Annotated in this window: 17 protein-coding genes and 1 pseudogene; 11 read left to right on the plus strand and 7 right to left on the minus strand. The window is 33.0% G+C overall.

The features are described from left to right. Nucleotides 1–166: 166 nt before the first annotated feature. From WPG_RS05955 to WPG_RS05970, 4 genes are read right to left on the minus strand one after another with little or no spacing between them, the layout of a single operon-like run. Nucleotides 167–748 carry a uracil-DNA glycosylase family protein gene (locus WPG_RS05955; protein ID WP_045470445.1) on the minus strand — a complete coding sequence of 194 codons (582 nt, stop codon included), beginning with the start codon at nucleotides 746–748 and terminating at the stop codon, nucleotides 167–169. After that, nucleotides 748–1,419 carry a 16S rRNA (cytidine(1402)-2'-O)-methyltransferase gene (rsmI, locus tag WPG_RS05960; protein WP_045470448.1) on the minus strand — a complete coding sequence of 224 codons (672 nt, stop codon included), beginning with the start codon at nucleotides 1,417–1,419 and terminating at the stop codon, nucleotides 748–750. Before rsmI ends, WPG_RS05955 begins: the two co-directional genes overlap by 1 nt. After that, nucleotides 1,419–1,775 (minus strand): DoxX family protein, encoded by a 357-nt coding sequence (locus WPG_RS05965; protein WP_045470451.1) that lies wholly within the window; start codon nucleotides 1,773–1,775, stop codon nucleotides 1,419–1,421. The genes rsmI and WPG_RS05965 overlap by 1 nt, the downstream gene beginning before the upstream one ends. Nucleotides 1,776–1,779: 4 nt before the next feature. Then, a complete protein-coding gene (locus tag WPG_RS05970) occupies nucleotides 1,780–2,526 on the minus strand; it encodes a hypothetical protein (protein WP_045470454.1) in 747 nt (248 codons plus the stop codon). 83 nt (nucleotides 2,527–2,609) lie between these two features. On the opposite strand from WPG_RS05970, the gene WPG_RS05975 reads away from it, so the two are divergent. The 10 genes and pseudogenes from WPG_RS05975 to WPG_RS06015 all read left to right on the plus strand — a co-directional run bounded on the left by WPG_RS05975 (nucleotide 2,610) and on the right by WPG_RS06015 (nucleotide 16,347). Next, complete coding sequence (locus WPG_RS05975) at nucleotides 2,610–3,257, plus strand: thymidine kinase (protein ID WP_045470457.1); 648 nt, start codon at nucleotides 2,610–2,612, stop codon at nucleotides 3,255–3,257. After that, entirely contained in the window at nucleotides 3,250–4,353 is a 1,104-nt protein-coding gene (gene alr, locus WPG_RS05980) for an alanine racemase (RefSeq protein ID WP_045470460.1), read from the plus strand. Before WPG_RS05975 ends, alr begins: the two co-directional genes overlap by 8 nt. A gap of 81 nt (nucleotides 4,354–4,434) precedes the next feature. Then, nucleotides 4,435–4,839, plus strand: a complete 405-nt coding sequence (mscL, locus tag WPG_RS05985) for a large conductance mechanosensitive channel protein MscL (protein ID WP_045470461.1) — start codon at nucleotides 4,435–4,437, stop codon at nucleotides 4,837–4,839. 185 nt (nucleotides 4,840–5,024) lie between these two features. Next, a complete protein-coding gene (locus WPG_RS05990; RefSeq protein ID WP_045470464.1) occupies nucleotides 5,025–6,014 on the plus strand; it encodes an aspartate-semialdehyde dehydrogenase in 990 nt (329 codons plus the stop codon). 196 nt (nucleotides 6,015–6,210) lie between these two features. Then, nucleotides 6,211–6,486 (plus strand): annotated as a pseudogene (locus WPG_RS18975) (glycosyltransferase); the annotation flags it as partial. A 604-nt stretch (nucleotides 6,487–7,090) separates the two neighbouring features. Continuing rightward, nucleotides 7,091–9,256: a prolyl oligopeptidase family serine peptidase gene (locus tag WPG_RS05995; RefSeq protein ID WP_045470467.1), complete on the plus strand. Its 2,166-nt coding sequence runs from the start codon at nucleotides 7,091–7,093 to the stop codon at nucleotides 9,254–9,256. A gap of 25 nt (nucleotides 9,257–9,281) precedes the next feature. Further along, entirely contained in the window at nucleotides 9,282–11,360 is a 2,079-nt protein-coding gene (locus WPG_RS06000; protein ID WP_045470470.1) for an HAD family hydrolase, read from the plus strand. A 144-nt stretch (nucleotides 11,361–11,504) separates the two neighbouring features. Next, on the plus strand, nucleotides 11,505–12,866 hold the full coding sequence (locus WPG_RS06005; RefSeq protein WP_045470472.1) for an Ig-like domain-containing protein: 1,362 nt from the start codon (nucleotides 11,505–11,507) through the stop codon (nucleotides 12,864–12,866). 10 nt (nucleotides 12,867–12,876) lie between these two features. Next, nucleotides 12,877–15,354 carry an FG-GAP-like repeat-containing protein gene (locus tag WPG_RS06010; RefSeq protein ID WP_045470473.1) on the plus strand — a complete coding sequence of 826 codons (2,478 nt, stop codon included), beginning with the start codon at nucleotides 12,877–12,879 and terminating at the stop codon, nucleotides 15,352–15,354. Nucleotides 15,355–15,432: 78 nt separating this feature from the next. Then, a complete protein-coding gene (locus tag WPG_RS06015) occupies nucleotides 15,433–16,347 on the plus strand; it encodes an ABC transporter ATP-binding protein (RefSeq protein WP_045470476.1) in 915 nt (304 codons plus the stop codon). A 2-nt stretch (nucleotides 16,348–16,349) separates the two neighbouring features. Here WPG_RS06015 and WPG_RS06020 read toward each other — a convergent pair whose 3' ends face one another. From WPG_RS06020 to WPG_RS06030, 3 genes are read right to left on the minus strand one after another with little or no spacing between them, the layout of a single operon-like run. Continuing rightward, complete coding sequence (locus WPG_RS06020) at nucleotides 16,350–18,602, minus strand: efflux RND transporter permease subunit (protein ID WP_045475259.1); 2,253 nt, start codon at nucleotides 18,600–18,602, stop codon at nucleotides 16,350–16,352. 20 nt (nucleotides 18,603–18,622) lie between these two features. Beyond that, nucleotides 18,623–19,072: a 3-oxoacyl-ACP synthase gene (locus tag WPG_RS06025; protein WP_045470479.1), complete on the minus strand. Its 450-nt coding sequence runs from the start codon at nucleotides 19,070–19,072 to the stop codon at nucleotides 18,623–18,625. Beyond that, entirely contained in the window at nucleotides 19,072–20,184 is a 1,113-nt protein-coding gene (locus WPG_RS06030; protein WP_045470482.1) for an NAD(P)/FAD-dependent oxidoreductase, read from the minus strand. Before WPG_RS06030 ends, WPG_RS06025 begins: the two co-directional genes overlap by 1 nt. Nucleotides 20,185–20,326: 142 nt before the next feature. Here WPG_RS06030 and WPG_RS06035 point away from each other — a divergent pair, with 142 nt between their 5' ends. Next, the gene (locus WPG_RS06035) at nucleotides 20,327–22,984 is read left to right on the plus strand and encodes a reprolysin-like metallopeptidase (RefSeq protein ID WP_171817159.1); all 2,658 of its coding nucleotides are present in this window, start codon (nucleotides 20,327–20,329) and stop codon (nucleotides 22,982–22,984) included. Nucleotides 22,985–23,004 lie beyond the last annotated feature (20 nt).

Raw genomic sequence — 23,004 nt, forward strand, 5'->3', positions numbered from 1 at the left:
TTAAATAAATTAAGTAAGCCTTGCCAGAAATGGTGAGGTTTTTTTTAAAAGTTTAATTGAATTTCTTACAAAAATCTCTCTTTTGCATTTAATAAATGAGTGATTATGAAGAGAAATCAAAAAACGCTTAATTGAAACCTTTAAATGAAAAATCAATTGAAGAAAATTAAACCACTTTTAAAATCAATTCTTTAACCTTCTTCTGCAACTCAGAAACCACCAATTCCTCAAACCAAGGATTCTTACTCCTCCAAAAACGATTAGTCGGTGATGGATGTGGAATAGGGAAATATTTTGGTAAATAACCTTTATAATCACCAACGGTTTCAGTTAATGTTCGTTTTGCTTTATCCTTTAAATAATACTTCTGCGCATGAGCTCCAATTAAAATTATCAACTCTACTTTAGGCATTTTATCTAACAATTGATCATGCCATTGTGGTGCACATTCTGGTCTTGGTGGTAAATCGCCTGTTTTTGCTTTTCCTGGATAACAAAATCCCATTGGCATAATAGCAAAGTTTTGGGTATTGTAAAATTGCTCATCAGTAACATTGAGCCATTGTCTTAGTTTCTTTCCGCTTTGATCATCCCAAGGAATTCCTGATTCATGTACTTTAGTTCCTGGCGCTTGCCCTATTATTATAATTTTAGAATTAATATGAGCTGTGACTACTGGTCTTGGACCTAATGGTAAATGTGCTTTACAAATTGTGCATTGGCTGATGTTGTGAAATAATTCTTTCATTATTTTTTCCCACCGACAATAATAACAATCTCTCCTTTTGGTGGCTTATTGGTGTAATGTTTTATTACTTCTTTAGCAGTTCCTCTAACAGTCTCTTCATAGAGTTTGGTTAACTCTCTAGAAACAGACACCAATCTATCTTCTCCAAAATAGTCACAGAAATGCCCTAAAGTCTTTACTAACTTATGTGGACTTTCATAAAAAATCATGGTTCTAGTTTCTTCGGCTAGTAATAAAAGTCGAGTTTGACGACCTTTCTTTACAGGTAAAAACCCTTCAAACACAAACTTGTCATTTGGTAATCCACTATTAACTAAAGCGGGTACAAAAGCTGTGGCTCCTGGTAAGCAATCTACTTCAATATTGTTTTCTACACAGGCTCTCACTAACAAAAACCCTGGATCAGAAATTGCTGGAGTACCAGCATCGCTAATCACTGCGATAGATAATCCGGATTTCAGTTTTTCAACCAATCCATTCACCGTTTTATGCTCGTTATGCATATGATGACTTTGCATCTGAGTAGCAATTTCAAAGTACTTTAAAAGCTTTCCAGAAGTTCGGGTGTCTTCTGCTAAAATTAAATCTACTTCCTTTAAAATCCCAATAGCTCTAAAGGTGATGTCTTTGAGATTTCCTATTGGAGTTGGTACAAGGTAAAGTTTACTCATTAATCTCTAATATATTTACCTAAAAAGTAAGAAGGGAAAATTACAATTAAGCCATAAAGTGAAAAACCTATAATCCCATGACCAGCATAATGATGCGCTACTGTTGCTAAAACCAAATCAAAGAAAAAACCAGCATAAGCCCATTCTGTTAGCCAAGTATTTGGTCTCCAAAGTATCATAGCAACTCCTAAGACTTTTACGATTGCTAAAGGAATAACAATATATGTTGGATAATTAAAACTCTCAAAAAAGTCTTTAACCATATCCGTTTTAGTGAAATACATAAAAGCCGATTTCAGGAAGATTCCACACAAAACGGCAGTACTAATCCAATACACAATTTGCTTGTTTCGCATCTATTTAATTGAATTTACCTTCTACAATTTCTATAAAACGCTCTTCATACTCTGATTTTCCTTCCCAGTTATTATAGTCTGGCTTTACCATTTCCAAGATGAGTTTTTGTGCTTCTGGCAAGGTGTCAGTAGTATTGATTTGAGAAATAACACGATCGTAGTCTTCGTTTTTACCTTCAAATAAATGCTTTATAAAAGCTAACTTATCGTTGAGTCCAATTTGTAAACTCTGACCTTTCAATTTATCATTTAAAGATTTTTTAGTGTTTTCCGCTTCACGTTTTTGTGCCTCTTCTATAGGTTCAAATTCCGGTATTTCTGCAAAATCAGAAGTTATGGTTTCAAATTCAATTGTGGTAGGCACTTCTTTAGAAATAGCTTCCTCAACAATAACATCAACTTTTTGGGCTTCTTCTGGCATTTGAGCAACCATGTCTTTAATCTTCTCCATTACCGGTTCCATAATACCATCATCTTCGACCTCATCTAAATTCACATAGGTTTTATTTCCAACTTCAATATTATCACTAATCTTATTATTGAATGCTGTATCTAGCATGTCAAAAAATGAAGAATCATTGCCTATAGTTGGCATATCATCTTCAAAATTCTCTTGTGCAAATTTTAAAACTGTCAATTTTTCGTAGAGTTTAGAAACTTCTTCGTGCATTCTATCTACGTCCTCTCTACCTTTTAGCTTTAGAATCCTATGTGCTATGCTAACTAATTCTGATTCTAATTTCTTTTTCATGAATTTTACTTTTGATTTTTGATAAATTTGATTGACCTTTATACAAACGAAAATATACTCCGTTTTAGTGCTAAAATTACGAAATGTTTCTTGAAAATACGGTAAATCATAAAGAACAATTTGGGTGGATTGAAGTGATTTGTGGGTCGATGTTCTCTGGTAAGACTGAAGAATTGATTCGTAGATTAAAACGCGCCAAATTTGCTAGACAAAAGGTTGAAATTTTTAAACCTGCTGTAGATGTGCGCTATGATGAAGACATGGTTGTGTCTCACGACTCTAACGAAATTCGCTCTACTCCTGTACCTGCAGCTGCAAATATTCCGATTTTAGCAGACGATTGTGATGTTGTTGGTATAGACGAAGCACAATTTTTTGATGATGAGATTATACGAGTATGTAACGACTTGGCTAATAAAGGCATTCGGGTTATTGTTGCAGGACTTGATATGGATTTTAAGGGTAATCCTTTTGGCCCTATGCCCTATCTTATGGCTACTGCAGAATATGTCACCAAAGTCCATGCGATTTGTACAAAAACAGGCAACTTAGCGCAATACAGTTATAGAAAAGCTGCAAGTGATGATTTAGTTTTGTTAGGAGAAGTAGAAGAATACGAACCTTTGAGTAGAGCTGCTTATTATAAAAGTATGCTACGAGATAAAGTAAGGCAAATGAAAGTGAATGATGCAGAAGAAATTGATTCTAAACAAAAGAAATCTGATGCCTAAAGCTTTAGAAACTATTCTCGAAATTGATTTAGGTGCTTTAACGCATAACTTCAATTATTTAAAATCTAAATTACAACCCGAAACTAAATTTTTAGCTGTTGTTAAAGCTTTTGCTTATGGAAGCGATTCTGTAGAAGTTGCTAAACATTTTCAAACACTAGATGTAGATTATTTTGCTGTAGCTTATACAAAAGAAGGTGTTGCGCTAAGAGATGCCGGAATCACTACTCCTATTTTAGTCCTTCATCCTCAATCAATAAACTTTAAAACATTAATTGACAGATGTTTAGAGCCTAGCCTTTATAGTCCTCATGTTTTAAAAGAATTTATTAGAGTTGCTGAGTTACAATCTCAAACCAATTATCCTGTACATATTAAATTTAATACCGGACTTAACCGTTTGGGCTTTTGGGAAAACGATGTAGATTATATTGTTTCAAAATTAAATCTAACAAATAGTATTGTTGTTAAGTCTTTATTTTCTCATTTAGCAGCTAGTGAGGATGCTGATGAAAAAAAATTTACAAAGAGACAAATAGACAACTTTAAGACTATAGCGCAGGAATTTGAAAGCAAAATAGGTTATAAACCTTGGCTCCATATATGTAATACATCTGGTGTTATAAATTATCCTGAAGCTCATCTTAGTATGGTACGCTGTGGTATAGGTCTATATGGTTTTGGGAATTCTGCAAAAGAAGACCAAAATTTAAAACCCATAGCTAGTTTAAAATCCATAATCTCACAAATACATAAAATAGAGCCCAATGAGACTGTTGGCTATAATAGAGCTTATACATCAAAAGGGTATGAAAAAACAGCAACTATCCCTATTGGTCATGCAGATGGTATTAACCGTATTTACGGAAATGAAAAAGGGTTTGTGGTTATAAATGGTAAAAAAGCATCAATTATAGGTAACGTTTGTATGGATATGATAATGGTTAATATTACAAATATTGATTGTAATGAAGGTGATGAAGTCATCATATTTGACCCAAAACACAAGGCCGCAGATCTTGCTGAATCAGCAGAAACCATATCCTATGAAATCATAACCTCTGTTTCTCAACGAGTTAAACGCATCTTTATTTAGTGTTATATAATGTTAAAATTTTAACATTAAAGAATTTTCTGTATTTTCGTATTCTAACACTAACTAATAACTATTGAAATTATGTTAAAAGAATTTAAGGATTTTATTATGACAGGTAACGTGATTGATTTCGCTGTTGCTGTAATTATGGCTGGTGCTCTTGGTGGAGTAATGAATGGCTTTGTAAATAACATTGCTATGCCATTTGCAGGTTATTTTGCTGGAGGTATGAACTTTGGTGATCTGCATCATGCTATGGATGGTAAAGAGTATAATACTCTCGCTGCTGCGCAAGAAGCTGGTGGAGCCGTAATCGCATATGGAGCATGGATTAACACTATAATTAACTTATTAATTGTTGGTTTAGTAATGTTTATGATTGTAAAAGCATACAACAAAACTAAAGCACCTGCTGAAGAGCCAGCACCTGCTGGACCATCTGAAGTTGATTTATTAACTGAAATTAGAGACGCTCTAAAAAAATAATTAAGATCTAGCGACACCACTACATTACATATTATTAACCAAACCTAAACAATTAAGTTTAGGTTTTTTTATGCTGAATGTTAAATAATTAACATTTTGTTTTTTTGTTGTTATATCACTTATTTTAATTGAAAGCTAGGGGTTTTTTTATGTAGCTTTGTCGAAGATTTATTTAAAATAACAAAATGAAAGTAGCAGTTGTAGGTGCAACAGGTTTAGTGGGAAATGTAATGCTTAATATATTAGAAGAGCGCAATTTCCCCGTTGACGAATTATTATTAGTGGCTTCAGAGCGTTCTGTTGGCAAAAAAATAAAGTTTAAAGGAAAAGATATTGAGGTAATTGGTATTCCGACAGCTATTGAAAAACGTCCAGATATTGCGTTATTCTCTGCTGGTGGTAGCACCTCTTTAGAATGGGCGCCAAAATTTGCGCAAGTTGGCACAACAGTAATTGATAACTCATCTGCCTGGAGAATGGATTTATCAAAAAAATTAGTTGTCCCAGAAATCAATGCAAATGCACTATCTAAAGACGATAAGATTATAGCCAACCCAAATTGTTCTACTATACAAATGGTTATGGCATTAGCACCACTTCACAAACAATACAAAATTAAACGTATTGTGGTTTCTACATACCAATCCGTATCAGGTACTGGTGTAAAAGCCGTTGAACAGATGGAAAATGAAATTGCTGGTAAAAAAGGTGAAATGGCTTATCCTTACCCTATTCATAAAAACGCTATTCCTCATTGTGATATTTTCGAAGAAAATGGATATACTAAGGAAGAAATGAAGTTGGTAAGAGAGACTCAAAAAATTCTTGACGATAGAACAATTGCTGTTACTGCAACGGCAGTTAGAATACCAACTGCAGGCGGACATAGTGAAGCTATAAATGTTGAATTTGAAAATGACTTTGATTTAACTGAGGTTAGGCAACTACTTAATGAGACAGATGGTGTGACTGTTCAAGATAATCTTGATGTTAATGTATATCCTATGCCAATGTACGCTAATGGGAAGGATGATGTTTTTGTTGGTCGTATAAGACGTGATGGTTCTCAACCAAACACACTAAATCTATGGGTTGTAAGTGATAACCTTAGAAAAGGTGCCGCAACTAATACTGTCCAAATAGGTGAATATTTAATTGAAAATAATTTAGTTTAAAACTATTTTTAAATAATTACACAAAACTCCTGTATCATTTTATACAGGAGTTTTTTTGTTACTTTTATCTACCAAAATATTGATTATATAAAAGGGGCAATAATGATTTCAAAAATAATTCACTTTTGTTAGTTAAGTGACGAACCATATCCGTCAATTTCTAAAAAGTGTTTAGAGTCATGGAAGATTAAATCCAGACTATGAATTTATACTATGGGATAGAAGTAAATTTGACATTGATTCAACACTATGGACTAAACAAGCCTTTGAAGCAAAAAAGTATGCCTTTGCTTCAGATTATATAAGGCTCTACGCTGTTTACAATTATGGTGGAATTTATTTAGATTTAGATGTTGAGGTCTTAAAAAGCTTCAATGATCTTCTTCATTTACCCTATTTCATAGGGAGACAACACGACGATTTAATTGAAGCTGCTATTTTTGGTGCAGAAAAAATTCAGACTGGGTTCTAAACTCCCTAAAGCACTATGAAAATAGATTTTTTATAAAAGAAGATGGAAGCAAAGATCTTCTTATTTTACCGATTATAATGCAGTCGCAAATTGAGAAAGATCGAGAAATAGCTAAAACCGAATATTTTCAAATTGAGGAAATAGAAAAATTAACTCTTGATAAAAAATCCTTTGTTTTACTTCCCTCAAAAACTTTTAGCCCTAAAAATTCATCAAACAGGTAAAATTTCAAACAGCAAAGCTTCTTATACTATCCACCATTACGATAATTCATGGCTACCATATATCTCTAGGCTACGCTTAAAACTTATTCAACTCTTGGGTGTGGGCAATACTGAAAGCATTATCAAGTTTTTACGCCTCAGAAAAATTACTCATAAATTAAAAAATATTATGAGGTGAATTAAGGGCTAAATGGTTTAAATAACTATTTCAGAATAGCAGTAAATTTTTGTATTTCAACTAATTAATTAAATTTTTAGTTAGGTTTCTTGTTATATTGCTGTCCCGATTTACCTTAAGTTTTAAGAAATTTTTGATATTATCAGTTTTGTTAAATACTTATATTTGAATTTAACGACCACTAATTTCAAAAAACCTAATTATGAAAAAATTACTTCTAATTATTGTTGCTCTTAGTATTTTTGTTTCTTGCAAAAACGAAACAGAATCTGTGAAAGCTATTACCATAAATTATCCTGAAACAAAAAAAGTTGATACTGTAGATACTTATTTTGACGAAGCTGTTGCTGATCCATACAGATGGTTAGAAGATGATCGTAGTGAAGAAACTGAGGCTTGGGTGAAATCTCAAAATGATGCCACTTATGGTTATTTAGACAATATTCCTTATCGTAAAGAGCTCAAAGAACGACTTACTAAATTATGGAACTACGAAAAAATTGGCTCACCATTTAAAGAAGGGGATTACACCTATTTCTACAAAAATGATGGTTTACAAAATCAATATGTAATTTATAGGTATAAAACAGGTGCAAACCCTAAAACAGCTGAAGTCTTTTTAGATCCTAATACGTTTACAGAGGATGGTACAATTTCTTTGGGCGGCACAAGCTTTTCTAAAGATGGTAAAATCCTTGCTTATTCTATTTCAGAGGGTGGAAGTGACTGGAGAAAGATTCTAGTAATGAATACTGAAACTAAAGAAATTGTTGAGGATACTTTAGTTGATATAAAATTCAGCGGTATGTCTTGGTATAAAAATGAAGGTTTTTATTATTCAAGCTATGACAAACCTAAAGGAAGTGAATTATCTGCAAAAACAGATCAGCATAAAGTATATTATCATAAGCTAGGAACTAAACAATCTTCAGACCCATTAATTTATGGTGGAACTGCTAAAGAAAAGCATCGTTATATTTATGGCGGAGTTACTGAGGATGATCGTTATTTAATTATTTCGCCTAGAGTTTCTACTTCGGGCAATAAATTATATATCAAAGATTTAACTATCCCTAATTCACCACTTGTTGAAATATTAGGTCACACAGATTCAGATTCTAACATTATTGAAAATGTAGGCTCTAAACTTTACATTATGACCAATCTTGGTGCGCCTAATCAAAAAATTGTTACTGTTGATGCTTCAAATCCTAAACCAGAAAATTGGGTTGATTTTATTCCTGAGACTGAAAATGTATTAAGCCCATCCACAGGTGGAGGCTACTTTTTTGCCAATTATATGGTTGATGCTGTTTCAAAAGTGTTACAGTATGATTACAATGGCAAATTAGTTAGAGAGGTTGAGTTGCCAGGTGTTGGGAGTTCTCGTGGTTTTGGTGCAAAGAAAAAAGATAATGAATTGTATTATTCTTTTACCAATTATGTAACTCCTGGAAGTATATATAAGTACGATATTAAAAATGGTACTTCAGAATTATTTAGAAAACCAAGTATTGACTTTAATCCTGAAGACTATGAAAGCAAACAAGTCTTTTACAAGTCTAAAGATGGTACCAAAGTTCCTATGATTATTACACATAAAAAGGGTTTAGAACTTAATGGTAAAAACCCGACTATTCTCTATGGTTATGGTGGTTTCAATATTTCTTTAACACCAAGTTTTAGTATTGCAAATGCTGTTTGGATGGAACAAGGTGGTATATATGCTGTTGCCAACCTTAGAGGTGGCGGTGAATATGGTAAGGCTTGGCACAATGCTGGTACAAAACTCAAGAAGCAAAATGTCTTTGACGATTTTATTTCTGCAGGAGAATATCTTATTTCTAATAAATACACTTCATCAGGTTACTTGGCGATTAGAGGAGGCTCTAATGGTGGATTATTAGTTGGTGCTACTATGACACAACGACCAGATTTAATGAAAGTAGCCTTACCAGCTGTTGGTGTTTTAGACATGTTACGATATCATACGTTTACTGCTGGTGCTGGTTGGGCTTACGATTACGGAACCACAGAGGATGATAAAGAAATGTTTGAATACTTAAAAGGGTATTCGCCTGTTCATAATGTAAAAGAAGGTGTCGAATATCCTGCTACCATGGTAACTACAGGAGATCATGATGATCGTGTTGTACCTGCACATAGTTTTAAATTTGCTGCCGAACTGCAAAGTAAACAAGCTGGCAACAACCCTACTATAATAAGAATTGAGACAGATGCAGGACATGGTGCTGGTACACCAGTAAGTAAGACTATTGAGCAATACGCAGATATTTTTGGATTTACACTATATAATATGGGCTTTGATGTGTTACCAAGTAAAGCTAATGAAAAGATAAAAGGATAATTAGATATTAACTAAACCAAATCATTTGTCACTTAACCAACTACACAAACAACTTAAAGAAAAGAATATAAAATTTCTTTTTACAGACTATTATGATACTATAGTTCATAGACATGTGCACCCTAATTATGTACAAAGAATTTGGGCAAAGCTTATGATTTTAGAAATGGGATTAACCAATTCTATTGATGAACTATATAATATCAGACAAGAATCAACAAGGCACCTCATCGAGACCTTAGAAAAGAATAGTGTTGAGATTTCTTATGACGCTCTAAAAGCTGATATATCTAAACGAATGATTAATGCTGATATCATTCCTGTTGAAGAAAAAAATGTTTTCATTAATCTTTTTGAAGCTATCGATGTTAAAGCAGAAGCAAGTGTACAATACATAAACCAAAGTGTTTTAGACACTTTAAAATACTTTAAGTCTAATGGCGGTAAAGTGTATCTGGTTTCGGATTTCTATGGCTCTAAATCTTTATTTGAAAAATTACTAAAACACCATGGTATTTTAGATGTTTTTGAAGGTATTTATAGTTCTGCAGCACTAGAAAAAAGCAAACATAGTGGTACTATTTATGCGCCTATTTTAGAAGAATTAGCTGTTGACCCAAAAGATGTAATGATGATTGGTGATAATCAAAGAAGTGATTATACCAATGCCATAAAAAATGGATTAAACGCCTATCAATTACCTCATAAAAAGTATTTAAGAAAAAATAAACGCAACAACTTTGGAAATGACAACAAAGATCTAAAACGCGTTATGAATTCCGTTTACAAGACTTGCCGTAAACGTTCCTCCATTCCATATACTGAATACGTTATATTTTATCACGTATTTGCCGAACGTGTATATGAAAAAGCCAAACGAAATAAACTCAAAGATTTGTTCTTTTTATCTCGTGAAGGAAAATTTCTTAAAAAACTATTCGACTCTTACCAAGACTTTGCTCAGATTGATGAAAGTAGAAGAATAAAAACTCATTATTTAAAAATTTCAAGGCACGCAGCACTTCAGATGTCATTAAAAGCAATTGAGATAGAACCCTTTTCTTTTCTTCAATTAAAATATAAGAACCTTTCAACTGACGATTTTTTAATTGCGGTGAATTGTCCTGATGATTTAAGGGCTCAAATTATTTCAGAACTTCATATAGATGGGCAATCAGTAATTGAAGGCTTTTTTAAATCAGAAACATTTGAGAACCTAAAACAAAACGAAACTCTAAGAAACTACTGGGAAACACACAGAAAAGCAAGTAACCTAGCTTTTAGAACATATATTAAATCGTTTAATGTAGATATAGAGAAAGATGGCATTACCGTTATAGATATTGGTTGGGGCGGCACTATGCAAGAAGCTATTTATAATTTTTACGATTGTGAAATCCCAGTAACAGGTTACTATTTAGGTTTAGGTAACATCTACAATATTCAACCAGAAACAAAACGTTATGGATTAATATCGTCTATAATGCCTTATGTAGATTATAACGACCATATTTTAATGGCCAATCAACAACTATACGAACAATTTTCTGGTGCAGACCATGGAAGTGCTTTAGACTATAGTTTGGAAACTGAAGATTATGTTTTAGAAACACGTAACGAAGAAGAAAAATGGCTATATGACAATTATATTAAATTACATCAAGAAGAAATGTTGGCATCTCACAAAGTACTTCTACAAAAATTAGAGTCGCAATGCTATTCTCAAGATATGATGCAAAATATAATTTCTAAAATTGCATTAAAAGTTGGTCTATTTCAAGGTTCTAAAAAACTAAAATTCTTAGATACATTAAGTAACGGATTCTTTCAAAATGTAGGTAATAACCAAGTTGGTATTTCTTACGAACCACCTAAAATTGATAGCCCTATAAAAGAGTTGATTAAGTTTTTAATGACACCAGAAAAGTATTTTAGGTATCTCGTAAAAGTAAGACCTGTTTTATACAAAAAGAGCAAGCTCATAACCTTATTGGTGCCAATGTATTTAATTTATTGCTACATACGATTTAATAAATATATACGATTTAACATTTTAGAACGTTTCTTTCTCTTAAAACACAATGCTTTTAACAAGTTAAAGTAGCTTTATATATCAATAAGAATTCTTGGTTTGCATTACGATAATTAATGTTCTAGCAAAAAATTCTTAGATTTAGCTCTGATTTTTAGTATTAGGTAGGGTTTTCTAATATTTAACTGTCTTATTAATAATGCAGTGTAATTGCATATGGTAAAAAATTACTTTCTACTTTTTTTAATCACTTTGTTTCTGCATTCTTGTGGCACAGATGATAATTTGACGCCCTTAAATATAGAGACAGAATCAGACTTAGTGGTATTGACTCAAAATTCTGAAATTGAAATTTTTATGTTTTCAAATGATTCAAATATTCCATCAAACGGGCAGCTATCTATAAGCAATCCTTCAAAAGGGAGTGCTATAATTATAGATGTTAATGCGACACCAAATAATCCTAGTGATGATAGTGTAAAGTATACGGCAAATCCTAACGAGACTGGTGAGGACTCTTTTGAATATACTATATGTAACAACTCAGGAAACTGTAAAACAGAAGTGATATCGGTTACTATTACAAGCGGTACTGATGTACCTTCTAATTTAGAAGGTATGCCTTTTCAAACACTTTCCGAATATCAATTATTTCAAAGCCCATTAAAAAACCTAAACCCAGAATTTGGTGTTCTTCCTTATACATTAAACTCTACACTATTTACAAATTATGCTAAAAAAAAGCGTTTCATTTGGATGCCAAATAATACAAAAGCTTCCTATATAAGCGACGATGCGCCTCTTAATTTTCCTGTTGGCACTATATTAATTAAAGGGTTTTATTATAATAATGTTTTACCGAATAATGACACTCAAAATATCGAAACACGCTTAATGATTAGAAAAAATGAAGGCTGGGTTTTTGCAAATTATGTATGGAATTCTGACCAAACAGAAGCTACATTAGATTTAAATGGAAGTTTTGTTAATCTTGAGTGGCAAGATGAAAATGAGATTAAAAGCGTACAGTATAGAATTCCTGCAGGTGCAGAATGTCATACATGCCATAAGGTGATTGAAGTATCTCAGCCCATTGGGCCGAAACCAAGAAACCTTAACTTAGTATATAACTATGAGGGAGAGTCTATAAATCAATTGGAAAAGCTTAGAGATATAGGCTATTTAGAAAATTCTTTACCTTCTAATATTGAAACACTGCCTAATTATGACGACACTAGTCTTAGCCTCGGACTAAGAGCTAGGGCTTACTTAGACATCAATTGTGCACATTGTCACTCTGAAGAAACACATTGTGCCTATCGCCCTATGCGCTTTAGTTTTTCAGACACTGAAGATTTTACCAATATTGGTCTCTGTGTAGATCCCGACACTGATCTTGGATTAGGTCATGAGCATATTGTAGAACCTGGTGATGCCAGAAACTCTGTATTATACTATAGATTAAGTTCTACAGAACCCTCAGACCGAATGCCTTTGCTTGGACGTTCTTTAATACATATAGAAGGGGCTGATCTTATTGAAGATTGGATTAACTCCTTAAATAACGATTGCAACTAAATTTACGACTATGAAAAAAATATTACACATCGCTCTTATACTTGGCCTTTTTGGTGGAGGTATTTATGCCCAAGTATTAAACGAAGCAGCAAACTGGCCTAATGATCAATGGTCCATTTCTGGGTCTTATGATGTTGACCATCTAGATCATAATCCGACAATTGCTTCTGGTTCTAGCTCATTCTCCTTTGATGATAATTTAGCAGGTGGATCATCTATAAATAATGTCGCTGTAGAATCACCAATCATTGATTTAACTGCTGCTTATAACGCAAATGAAACTGAATTGATTGTAGCTTTTGATTATGCTCTTAATATTTACCTGCAAGAATCTTTACGACTTCAATTCTGGGATGCTAGTGCTGTTCAATGGGTAAATTGGGGAACTGCTTTATCTGAAAATTCATCTGCTACAGTTAATTTTTGTAATGGAGGTACTACAGACTACACTAGTGAAGCTTTGAATATATCTTCTTTTGCAACTAACCAATTAGAAGGGTTTAAATATCGCATTTTATATGATGACAACAGCTCATTTGGATGGGGTTTTTGTGTTAACTCAGTAGTTATTAGCTCTACTGCTCCACCAGCATGTCCTAACGTGAGTTCAGTAATGACAACTAGTGTCACTTCTACAACTGCCGATGTTAGTTGGATTGCAGGAGGTACTGAAACGGGATGGGAAGTTGCTGTAATACTAACAGGGTCAGCCACACCTTCTTCTGGAGACTTTACTTCAAATAGTGTTGTTAGTTTAAATGGCCTTACTCCATCAACTAATTATACTGTTTGTGTTAGAGCTGATTGTAATATAGATGGCTTCAGCACTTGGGAATGTACAGATTTCTTAACAGGTATTGATACATCTGGTTATCCTGTTACATTCACAACAAATCCAATAGCTACAAACGGAACTTACGATATTGCTCTAGTAGATTTAAATGGCGACTTTTTAGATGATATTGTTTCAGTAAGCTCAACTAATGTTAATGTTCATTATCAGCTTGCTAGTGGTGGGTTTAATATGGTAAATATAGGCACTACATCTGCAGATTTTTCACCTAACTGGAGTTTAGCTGCTGGCGATTTTGATCGTAATGGCTATAATGATCTTTTGTATGGTGGTGGTTCTGGTGTTACATTTATGAAAGCAAATGCAACCGGTACAGCATATACAGAGATATCTGGGTCTGATTATGTATTCTCACAACGATCAAATTTTATAGATATTAATAATGACGGTCATCTTGATGCATTTGTATGCCATGATGTACAGGCCAATGTTTATTATATCAATGATGGTTCTGGAAACCTAACATTCTATCAAGGACCTAGTTCTGAAGCTCCAAATGGTATTGGTACAGTTCCTGGTGGTGGTAACTATGCAACTGTTTGGATTGATTATGATAACGATAGAGATATGGATATGTTTATTGCCAAATGTAGGGGTGGCTCAACCACAATTAGCACTAACGAATTATGGAGAAATGATGGCAATGGTATGTTTGTAAATGTTGCTGATAGTAATGGTTGGTACAATTCTACTTACCCAGGAGCTGGTCATAATAATGATTCTAACTTAGGAGATAATGTACAGACTTGGTCTTCTGCTTGGGCTGATTTTGATAACGATGGAGATATGGATGTATATGTAGGTGCAAGTAACACTACTAATGGAGATTCAAAATTAATGCGTAACAATGGAGATGGCACTTTTACAGATATAACTTCTGGATCTGGTGTCTTATCAGCTAGTTTAGGAATAGAAAATGCACCTGCAGATTTTGATAATGATGGGTATGTAGATATTATATCAAATGGCGATGTTTTATTTAATAATGGTGATTTTACATTTACAAATTATTCTAGTAATATGCCCCCAAACGGAGCTATTGGAGACACTAATAGTGATGGGTTTTTAGATGTCTTTAGATTTGGAAATATCTATGTAAATAATACCAATTCAAATAATTGGATTAAAATTAATACCGTTGGGACCGACAGTAATATTAATGGTATTGGAGCTAGGGTTGAAATAATGACAACTGCTGGAAAACAAATAAGAGATGTAAGAAGTGGTGAAGGTTTTGAGTTTATGAGTTCTCTAAATACACATTTTGGGATAGGCACTGAAACTTCTATTGAAAGCATTACTGTTTATTGGCCATCTGGTATTATAGATTATATTCCTAATCCTACTATAAATACAACGGTCAATATTATTGAAGGCTCTTTTTTAAGTTTAGAAGACGAAACACTTAGAGATGTAGTTATATACCCAAACCCAGTTGAAGATATTTTAAATATTGAAACCTCAACAAGTCTTATAAATAAGATTGCTACTGTTTTTGATATTAACGGAAAAATAGTACTCAACCAAAAATTGATTACAAATACCTTAAAGGTTTCTAGTTTAGGAAGTGGGATTTACTTTTTAAGACTTGAATCTGAAGGAAAAAGTATAAAACGAAAGTTTATAAAAAAATAGCTTTTCACCTTCCTATAAATTACAATAATAAGAACCGTTTGAGAAAATCAAGCGGTTTTTTTGTGCTACTTTTGTACTATGCTTCGAGTAAAACATGTTTCTTTCGGATACTCCAAAACTACAATTTTAAAAGCTATAGACTTTAATGTAAAAACGGGAGAAAATTTAGCCATTATTGGTGAAAGTGGATCGGGAAAAAGTACACTTCTCAAACTCATTTATGGTGAATTTGATTTAGAACATGGACATATTTATTGGAATGAGAAAGAAATTCTTGGCCCCAAATTTAACTTGGTGATAGGTTATGGCTTTATAAAATATGTCACCCAAGAATTTGATTTGATGCCTTTCACCTCTGTTGAAAACAACATAGGTAAACACCTCTCTAATTTCTTTCCTGTAGAAAAGCAAAAACGTATTAATGAACTTATAAAAGTTGTGGAACTCGAGGCCTTCGCTAAAACCAAAGTTAAGAATCTCAGCGGAGGACAAAAACAACGTGTTGCTATTGCTAGAGCCTTGGCAAAACAGCCAGAAATCTTATTACTAGACGAGCCTTTTAGCCATATAGATAATTTTAAAAAGCAATCGCTAAGGAGAAGTGTATTTAAATATCTAAAAGAAAACAACATTACATGCATTGTTGCTACTCACGACAAAAATGATGTGCTAGGGTTTTCAGACGCAATGTTAGTGCTTCATAAGGCGAAAATCGTAGCTCAAGATACACCTCAAAACCTATATAGTAATCCCAAATTACCATTAGTGGCATCTTTCTTTGGTGAGTTTAATGTCATAGAACCTTTTGGAATTGTCTATGCCCATCAACTTAAAATAGTAGAGAATTCAGATTTAAAAGCTGTAGTAAAGCAGTCTTATTTTAATGGAAATACTTGGTTAATTGAGGCTGAGTATAATTCTGAATCTATGTTTATTGAGCACAAGGTTAACATCGAAACATCATCTATTATAAAGTTCGAAGTTCTGGTCTAAATCTAATTATCAAACTTCTTCAATAAAGCTGGCAAATAAAAGATATCCGTAATCAAAGCAATAGCCACAGTAACGGAACACAGCAGCCCGAAATCTTTAACAGATGGTGTTGCGCTAGAGGCAATGATTAAAAAGCCGCCAACTAATGCAATTGTAGTAGAAAACAAAGCGCTACCAGTATAATGCATCGCATTATCCATTCTTACTTTTGGAGTTCCTGTGATAGTTTTACTTCGTCTATATTTATAGACTAAATGTATAGTATCATCCATTGCAATACCCAACATTATAGGAGTAATCATAGCTGTAGTGACATCTAAAGGAATATCTAATAGGCTCATAAAAATAGCTAAAACCGTAAGTGGTAATAAATTAGGAATCAATACTAAAAGTGTTGTTCTTAAACTTCTAATAAAAACTAAAAGGCATAAAAAAGCTACAAAAAATGCTGCGAAGAAAGACTTAAACTGTGTTTCTAATATAAAATTGTTGAGCTGCGCAAATACAACAGCAAAACCGTTGATTTTTAAGTTATAATTTTTAGTGTCAAATGAAGATTCGAAATCTCGCTTTACATCCTCTAACACTTGTTCTAATTCAGAAGTTTTCATTTCTCTTAAACTCAATGTGAAACCTGCTGTGGTTAGATCTTTAGAAAACAGCTTAAAAAAGCTATTATCATTAGTATCGGCTAAAGATAAAGTGTTCTTAATCTTATCATCTGATACATTGGTTTGAAATAAAACAGGATTCCGCTTTTCTAAAAAAGATTTAATATTGATTACAGATACTGGTGCTGAAATTAGAGGGTTCGCTTCAAGTTTACTTTGAAAGACCTCTAATTGTTTCATAGCGCCTTTGTTCAGAATAGATTCACCATTAGCCATTGACACATTGAGTTGTAATCTAGAGCTTCCTTGCAATTTACTTTCTACTAATCTTAAGTCTTGCTTTGCTTTTCCTTCCGCAAGTAAGTTTGAAGAATCTGTATCTATCTTAACTTGAAAAATTGAATAAAATCCAAAAAGTAATACTAATGTAAAACCAACAATGATGCTCGTTTTGTATTGTGATGTAAATCCGTTTAACCAATTTATAAAACCCGATTGACTCACGGTTTTAATACTCAAAAGTGGTTTCGCGGCTTTAAAGTTGAGCGTCATAAAACTAAAGCCAATAATGGTAATTATATAGACCAAAATAAAACTCAATAACAATCCGACACAGGTGAAGACTCCCATGTTTTTAAATGCTGGCAACGGAGATAAGTATAATGCAAAGTAACCCACAAAGGTTGTTAATGTTGTATAGAAACATGGTGTAAAGCTTTTTCTAACAGCAATTGCCAACAATTCAACTTTAGATAATGATGTGTTTAAAATCCCCTCTTTATGGTAAACATTGATAATATGGACTGCATCACTAACACTGTAAACCATAAGAATGGTTGGGATTAGCATAGAAATCATATTCAGAGCAAATCCGAATGACGTTATAAGTCCAAACAATAAACTCACTGGTATCGCAACAGATAATAGAGATATAATAAGATAGCGTTTGCTTGGTAGTAAAAACAAAAGCATTAGCGTAATGACAAGAACAGTTAATACGCCAAAGGTTAGGCTCTCTTTATAAATTCCTTTACTATAAGCCTCATTTAAAACTGGTGGACCTGTTAAATAGTAATTATAATATTCTTTTTCTATTATGGTTCGTATTTCACCAGCAATATCTTTTCGTTTTTCTTCAATTGTTGGGGTTGGGTTTAATTGAATATAAAAGAACTGATTTTTATAATCGTTGGTGACTAGTTGAGACGTAATATTAGGCAATTTTGAAAACAAGCTTTTAAGACCTTTTTCGCTTCGTTTTACATTATATAAATCACCAAAATTGATTTTGTTATTCGCATAGATAGGATATTTAGCCTTGGCTAAGCTGAATGATGTTTTTACGTAATGAAGTGCTTCAATGCTTAGATGTAGTTGTTTAAGGCTTTGCATTTCCGCTTCGCCTATAGCATTTTCAACAGGAAACATGGCAATGAAAATCTCATCAGAACCAAAGTTTTCTTGGAAATCTATATAGGCCTTATAGCTTGGGTCATCCTCTAAAAACCATATTGACAGTGAATTATCAACACTTAATTTCTTTAGCGTTTGATAACCTGAAAATGACATGAGAATTCCCAAAACAACAATAATGAGTACTCTGAACCTTATAATACCTCTGATAAGATTTTCAATCTTTTTCATGGTCATATATATCTCAATTATTAATCAATTTTTGAGATAACAAAGGTACTATTTCTAAACTGAATTTGATCACCAACAGTTTTAGATAATAATAGTTTTGCGATGGGTGTTGACGGAGAAATTGCATAAAATTTATCTATTTCTATTTCTATTTCGCCAGCACTAATAGCAATAAAATAATTAGCTTGAGACGAATATACTACACTGCCAAGTGCAACATTATTGTGCTTAATTTCTAGGTTAATTTTAGCAAGTATCCCTTTCTGTTTTTGAATTTCAGCTAATTGATGACCTGTCTTTTCACGTTCTAATTGCAGCATCGCTCGTCCTGTTTCGTGCTTATCGCCAGCACTGCTCTTAGTTTCAGATTGCAATGAGTTTTGAATATCTAAAATTTTAGATTGTATAACTTCTAAGCGACCATTTAAAAAGTCTTGACATTTTGTATAAAGTTGTTGCTTCGTATTCATTACACTATATCTGCAAGTTCTTTTCCCACTAAAGTACCAATTGCAACTCCCATTCCGCCTAATCGAACTCCACAATATATATTATTACTCAATTGTTTTACAATCGCATTCTTTTGTTTTCCAATTCCCATTATACCTGACCAACTATGCTCAATTTCAAAATCTATACTAGGTAAAATAGTGGTTCTTAAAAGTTCTTTTAGTTTGTTTTGAACAATTTCAGTTTTACCAAACTCTGAAGTTTCTTCGGTTTTAAAATCTAGGTTTCGTCCTCCTCCTAACAAAATTCTATTATCAATATTCCTAAAATAATAATACCCTTTATCTAGATGAAATGTACCTTCAATATGAAGATCCCTAATTGGCTTTGTAATTATGACTTGTGCTCTTGCTGGCTTAACCGTTTCTTTAATGAGTTTTGAAGCAAATCCATTCGTGGCAATTAAAAGGTTTTGTGTTGAAAGCTCAAATTTGTTTGTTTTAATTTTTACTCCATTAGTATCGTCTTCAAATTCTTGCACAACACAATTGTTTAGTATTTTAATGTCTTCTTGCTGTACTTTATTTAATAAAGCTTCCATCATTTTACCAGTATCAATTTGACCTTCAAATTGGTTAAAACTACAATGTGGTTTTATATTTTTAAACTTAAATTTATTCTCATTTAATGAAAAGACCTCATCTTTAAATATCGATTTTAAAAGCGTATTGATCTCATTTCTCTTCCTTAAACACACATCATAAAGTTCCTTGTCAGTTTCTAAAAACAATTCATAACCTCCTAAGTTTTTATAAGAAATAGACTTATCGCCTAATGTTTTGCGAAGTAATTGTAAGCCATTAACTCTTTTTTTTATGAGCTCTAAAACTTCATCCTCAGAATGGTGCTTTAAGTCATCTATTATTTCGCCAAGACTTCCAAAACATGCAAAACCTGCATTCTTAGTACTTGCCCCTTGTGGTAAGACTCCTTTTTCTAATACAATAATTTTAGCCTTAGGAAACCTCCTTTTTAGATGAAGTGCGCAACTTAAGCCAACAATACCACTGCCCACAATGGTATAATCAATATTAGATAACCAAGTCTTTATTTCCCAATAGGATAAAATCATTGGTATAAAAATAAGGATGTTTCATGAAGACTATCTGTTTTTGTACTGTTTCTTAAATTATATTTATATTAGTGCCCATTCTAAAGAGAATTTCGCAAAAAATAATTCTGAAAGAATTCTTCCTAAATACAAAAATTGCTTTATGAAAAATATTACCATCAAAACATCACTTTTACTTTCCCTATTTTTTATGGGGTTTGTATTTGCTCAAAGCTCCTTTCAAGAGGTTAAACTGATTAAAGATGATGTTTCTAAAATGTTAGAAATTAATGTGCCCCTAACAGCTAATATTTATGATTTCAATGTAAATACTATACAATCTAAATTTAATAGCACATCAAAAACTAAATTTAGTTTACCTAATGCTGAAGGCAAATTAGTGAACTTTAATATCAAAGAATCTTCTGTAATGGAAGATGAATTACAAGCCAAATATCCAGAAAATAAAGCTTATTCTGGTTTTGGAGAAAACGGTGAATATATTAGACTTACTGTTTCACCTCATAATGGTGTTAATGGGATTATCTTAACTGTTGATCGTTCAAACTCAATCATCATTCAGAATATTTCTGGTACTAACAAATCTGCTATTTACAAAAGAAATAGCTCTAAGTTTGGTAGTGATTTTGAATGCTCTACCATAGAAAGTTTTGAAAATCAAAATACTACAGTAAATACTAACTTCAATAGAGCTGCTGATGACAGTATTTTAAGAACATTCAAACTAGCAGTCTCAACAACAGGTGAATATTCATCATACCATGGCGGTACGTTGGCTTCTGTTAATGCGGCAATGGCTACTTCGATTGCAAGAGTTAATTCAGTTTTTGAAATTGATTTTGCTGTTAGATTGGTGTTAATTGCTGGGAATGATGTTAATGTTTATTTAAACGCATCTACTGATCCATATAGTGGAAGCGGTTCTTATAATTCAGAGTTAGCAAATACTTTAGACGCTAATTTAAATGATAGTGATTATGATATAGGACATTTATATGCAGGTAGCGGCGATGGTGGTAATGCAGGTTGTATAGGTTGTGTCTGTGTAAACGGAAATGTTTTTTCTAATAATCACAAAGGGAGTGGTTATACGTCAAGCAGTGTGCCTGTTGGAGACCGATGGGATATCGATTATGTGGCGCATGAAATGGGTCACCAATTTGGTGGTAGACATACTTTTACTCACCAAAGTGAAGGTGGTGGAATAGCACAAATGGAACCAGGTTCTGGTACCACTATTATGGGTTATGCTGGTATTACTGGTGCTACAGATGTACAGCAAGTTTCTGATCCTTATTTTCATGCTATTAGTATTCAGCAAATTACTGCGCATGCTAAATCTAGAACATGTGATGTTGAGTCTGGCACAGGTAATGCAATTCCAGTTGTTAATGCAGGAAGTAATATAACACTTCCAATAGGAACGGCGTTTGAGTTAACAGGTTCTGCAACAGATGGAAATGCCGGTGATATTCTCACTTACTGTTGGGAGCAATACGACGAAAATAATGCGGCTCAAGCGTATCCAAATGCAAGTGATACAAACAGTAATAATCCTTTGTTTAGATCTTATAGCCCATCTGGTGGAACATCAAGAATATTTCCAAAATTAGAAGACCTTCTTGCTAATGGTGTAAACGGAAATGTTTGGGAAAAAGTACCAACAGTTGCACGTTCGGCAGACTTTAGACTAACGGTAAGAGATAATGCTGCAAATGGGGGAGGTAATAATTTTGATGATATGGTAGTGACTTGGGATGCTACTAAGGGGCCTTTAGAAGTAACATCTCAAAATACTGAGGGTATTATATGGAATCAAGGTAGTACTGAAAATATAACATGGAATGTAAATAGCACTAACACAATGACTGGAGCATCCAATGTCAATATTTTATTATCTATCGATGGTGGCTTAACTTATCCTATTACACTAGCTTCTAATATAGCAAATAATGGTACTGCTTCTATTACCGTTCCAAATAATCCTGCGCCTTATTGTAGAATTAGAGTACAGCCAACTAATGCGGCGTTCTTTGCACTTAATACGATTGATTTTTCAATTGACTATATGATAAGTACAGATTGTACTGAAGTCTATTCTTCAACTACTAATCTTGCCATACCAGATAATGGGTCGAGTTATACAGCTGTTGGATTAACCGCAAGTTCAACAAGCGTTCTAGGTGGTGATACGTTTTTAAAATTAGGACTCGATGTAACACATACATACATAGGTGATTTGCAATTCTTATTACAGTCACCAACACCTAACCAAACTCAAGTTATTGCATTGACGGCCGGTACATGTGGAAACAATGACAATATGGATATTGAACTGTTTGATACAGCACCAAATATTGTTTGTGGAACTCCTACTACTGGTGATGCAAAAACAGCAAATCCATTTTCAGCTTATGATGGTGAATCCGTAAATGGGCAATGGGTCTTAGCTGTTGTAGATACAGCTAACCAAGATACAGGTACATTAAACTCTTGGACATTGACGATATGTGAACAAGTTGAAACATTACTCTCTGTTGATGAAAATACATTAGAAAATAGTTTTGCGATGTATCCAAATCCTTCAAATGGTTTAGTTACTGTGAAATTTGAATCTTTAAATGATGTCAATATAAATATATTTGATATTAGTGGTAGATCTGTATATTCTAATACATTTAAGCACTCAGTTAATCCATTTAATGAAGAGTTAAATTTAAATCACCTTTCAACTGGAGTTTATATGGTGAAAATTAAAAGTGGTACAAGTATTATAAACAAAAAATTAGTGATTAATTAGATCATTAAACTGTCCATAAA

The sequence above is a fragment of the Winogradskyella sp. PG-2 genome (genome assembly GCF_000828715.1).
Classification (GTDB): Bacteria; Bacteroidota; Bacteroidia; order Flavobacteriales; family Flavobacteriaceae; genus Winogradskyella.

Excerpts from the sequence above, each read along its gene's own strand:
- WPG_RS05955 (WP_045470445.1), bottom strand. The coding sequence starts at position 748 with ATGAAAGAATTATTTCACAACATCAGCCAATGCACAATTTGTAAAGCA.
- rsmI (WP_045470448.1), bottom strand. The coding sequence starts at position 1,419 with ATGAGTAAACTTTACCTTGTACCAACTCCAATAGGAAATCTCAAAGAC.
- WPG_RS05965 (WP_045470451.1), bottom strand. The coding sequence starts at position 1,775 with ATGCGAAACAAGCAAATTGTGTATTGGATTAGTACTGCCGTTTTGTGT.
- WPG_RS05970 (WP_045470454.1), bottom strand. The coding sequence starts at position 2,526 with ATGAAAAAGAAATTAGAATCAGAATTAGTTAGCATAGCACATAGGATT.
- WPG_RS05975 (WP_045470457.1), top strand. The coding sequence starts at position 2,610 with ATGTTTCTTGAAAATACGGTAAATCATAAAGAACAATTTGGGTGGATT.
- alr (WP_045470460.1), top strand. The coding sequence starts at position 3,250 with ATGCCTAAAGCTTTAGAAACTATTCTCGAAATTGATTTAGGTGCTTTA.
- mscL (WP_045470461.1), top strand. The coding sequence starts at position 4,435 with ATGTTAAAAGAATTTAAGGATTTTATTATGACAGGTAACGTGATTGAT.
- WPG_RS05990 (WP_045470464.1), top strand. The coding sequence starts at position 5,025 with ATGAAAGTAGCAGTTGTAGGTGCAACAGGTTTAGTGGGAAATGTAATG.
- WPG_RS05995 (WP_045470467.1), top strand. The coding sequence starts at position 7,091 with ATGAAAAAATTACTTCTAATTATTGTTGCTCTTAGTATTTTTGTTTCT.
- WPG_RS06005 (WP_045470472.1), top strand. The coding sequence starts at position 11,505 with ATGGTAAAAAATTACTTTCTACTTTTTTTAATCACTTTGTTTCTGCAT.
- WPG_RS06010 (WP_045470473.1), top strand. The coding sequence starts at position 12,877 with ATGAAAAAAATATTACACATCGCTCTTATACTTGGCCTTTTTGGTGGA.
- WPG_RS06015 (WP_045470476.1), top strand. The coding sequence starts at position 15,433 with ATGCTTCGAGTAAAACATGTTTCTTTCGGATACTCCAAAACTACAATT.
- WPG_RS06020 (WP_045475259.1), bottom strand. The coding sequence starts at position 18,602 with ATGAAAAAGATTGAAAATCTTATCAGAGGTATTATAAGGTTCAGAGTA.
- WPG_RS06025 (WP_045470479.1), bottom strand. The coding sequence starts at position 19,072 with ATGAATACGAAGCAACAACTTTATACAAAATGTCAAGACTTTTTAAAT.
- WPG_RS06030 (WP_045470482.1), bottom strand. The coding sequence starts at position 20,184 with ATGATTTTATCCTATTGGGAAATAAAGACTTGGTTATCTAATATTGAT.
- WPG_RS06035 (WP_171817159.1), top strand. The coding sequence starts at position 20,327 with ATGAAAAATATTACCATCAAAACATCACTTTTACTTTCCCTATTTTTT.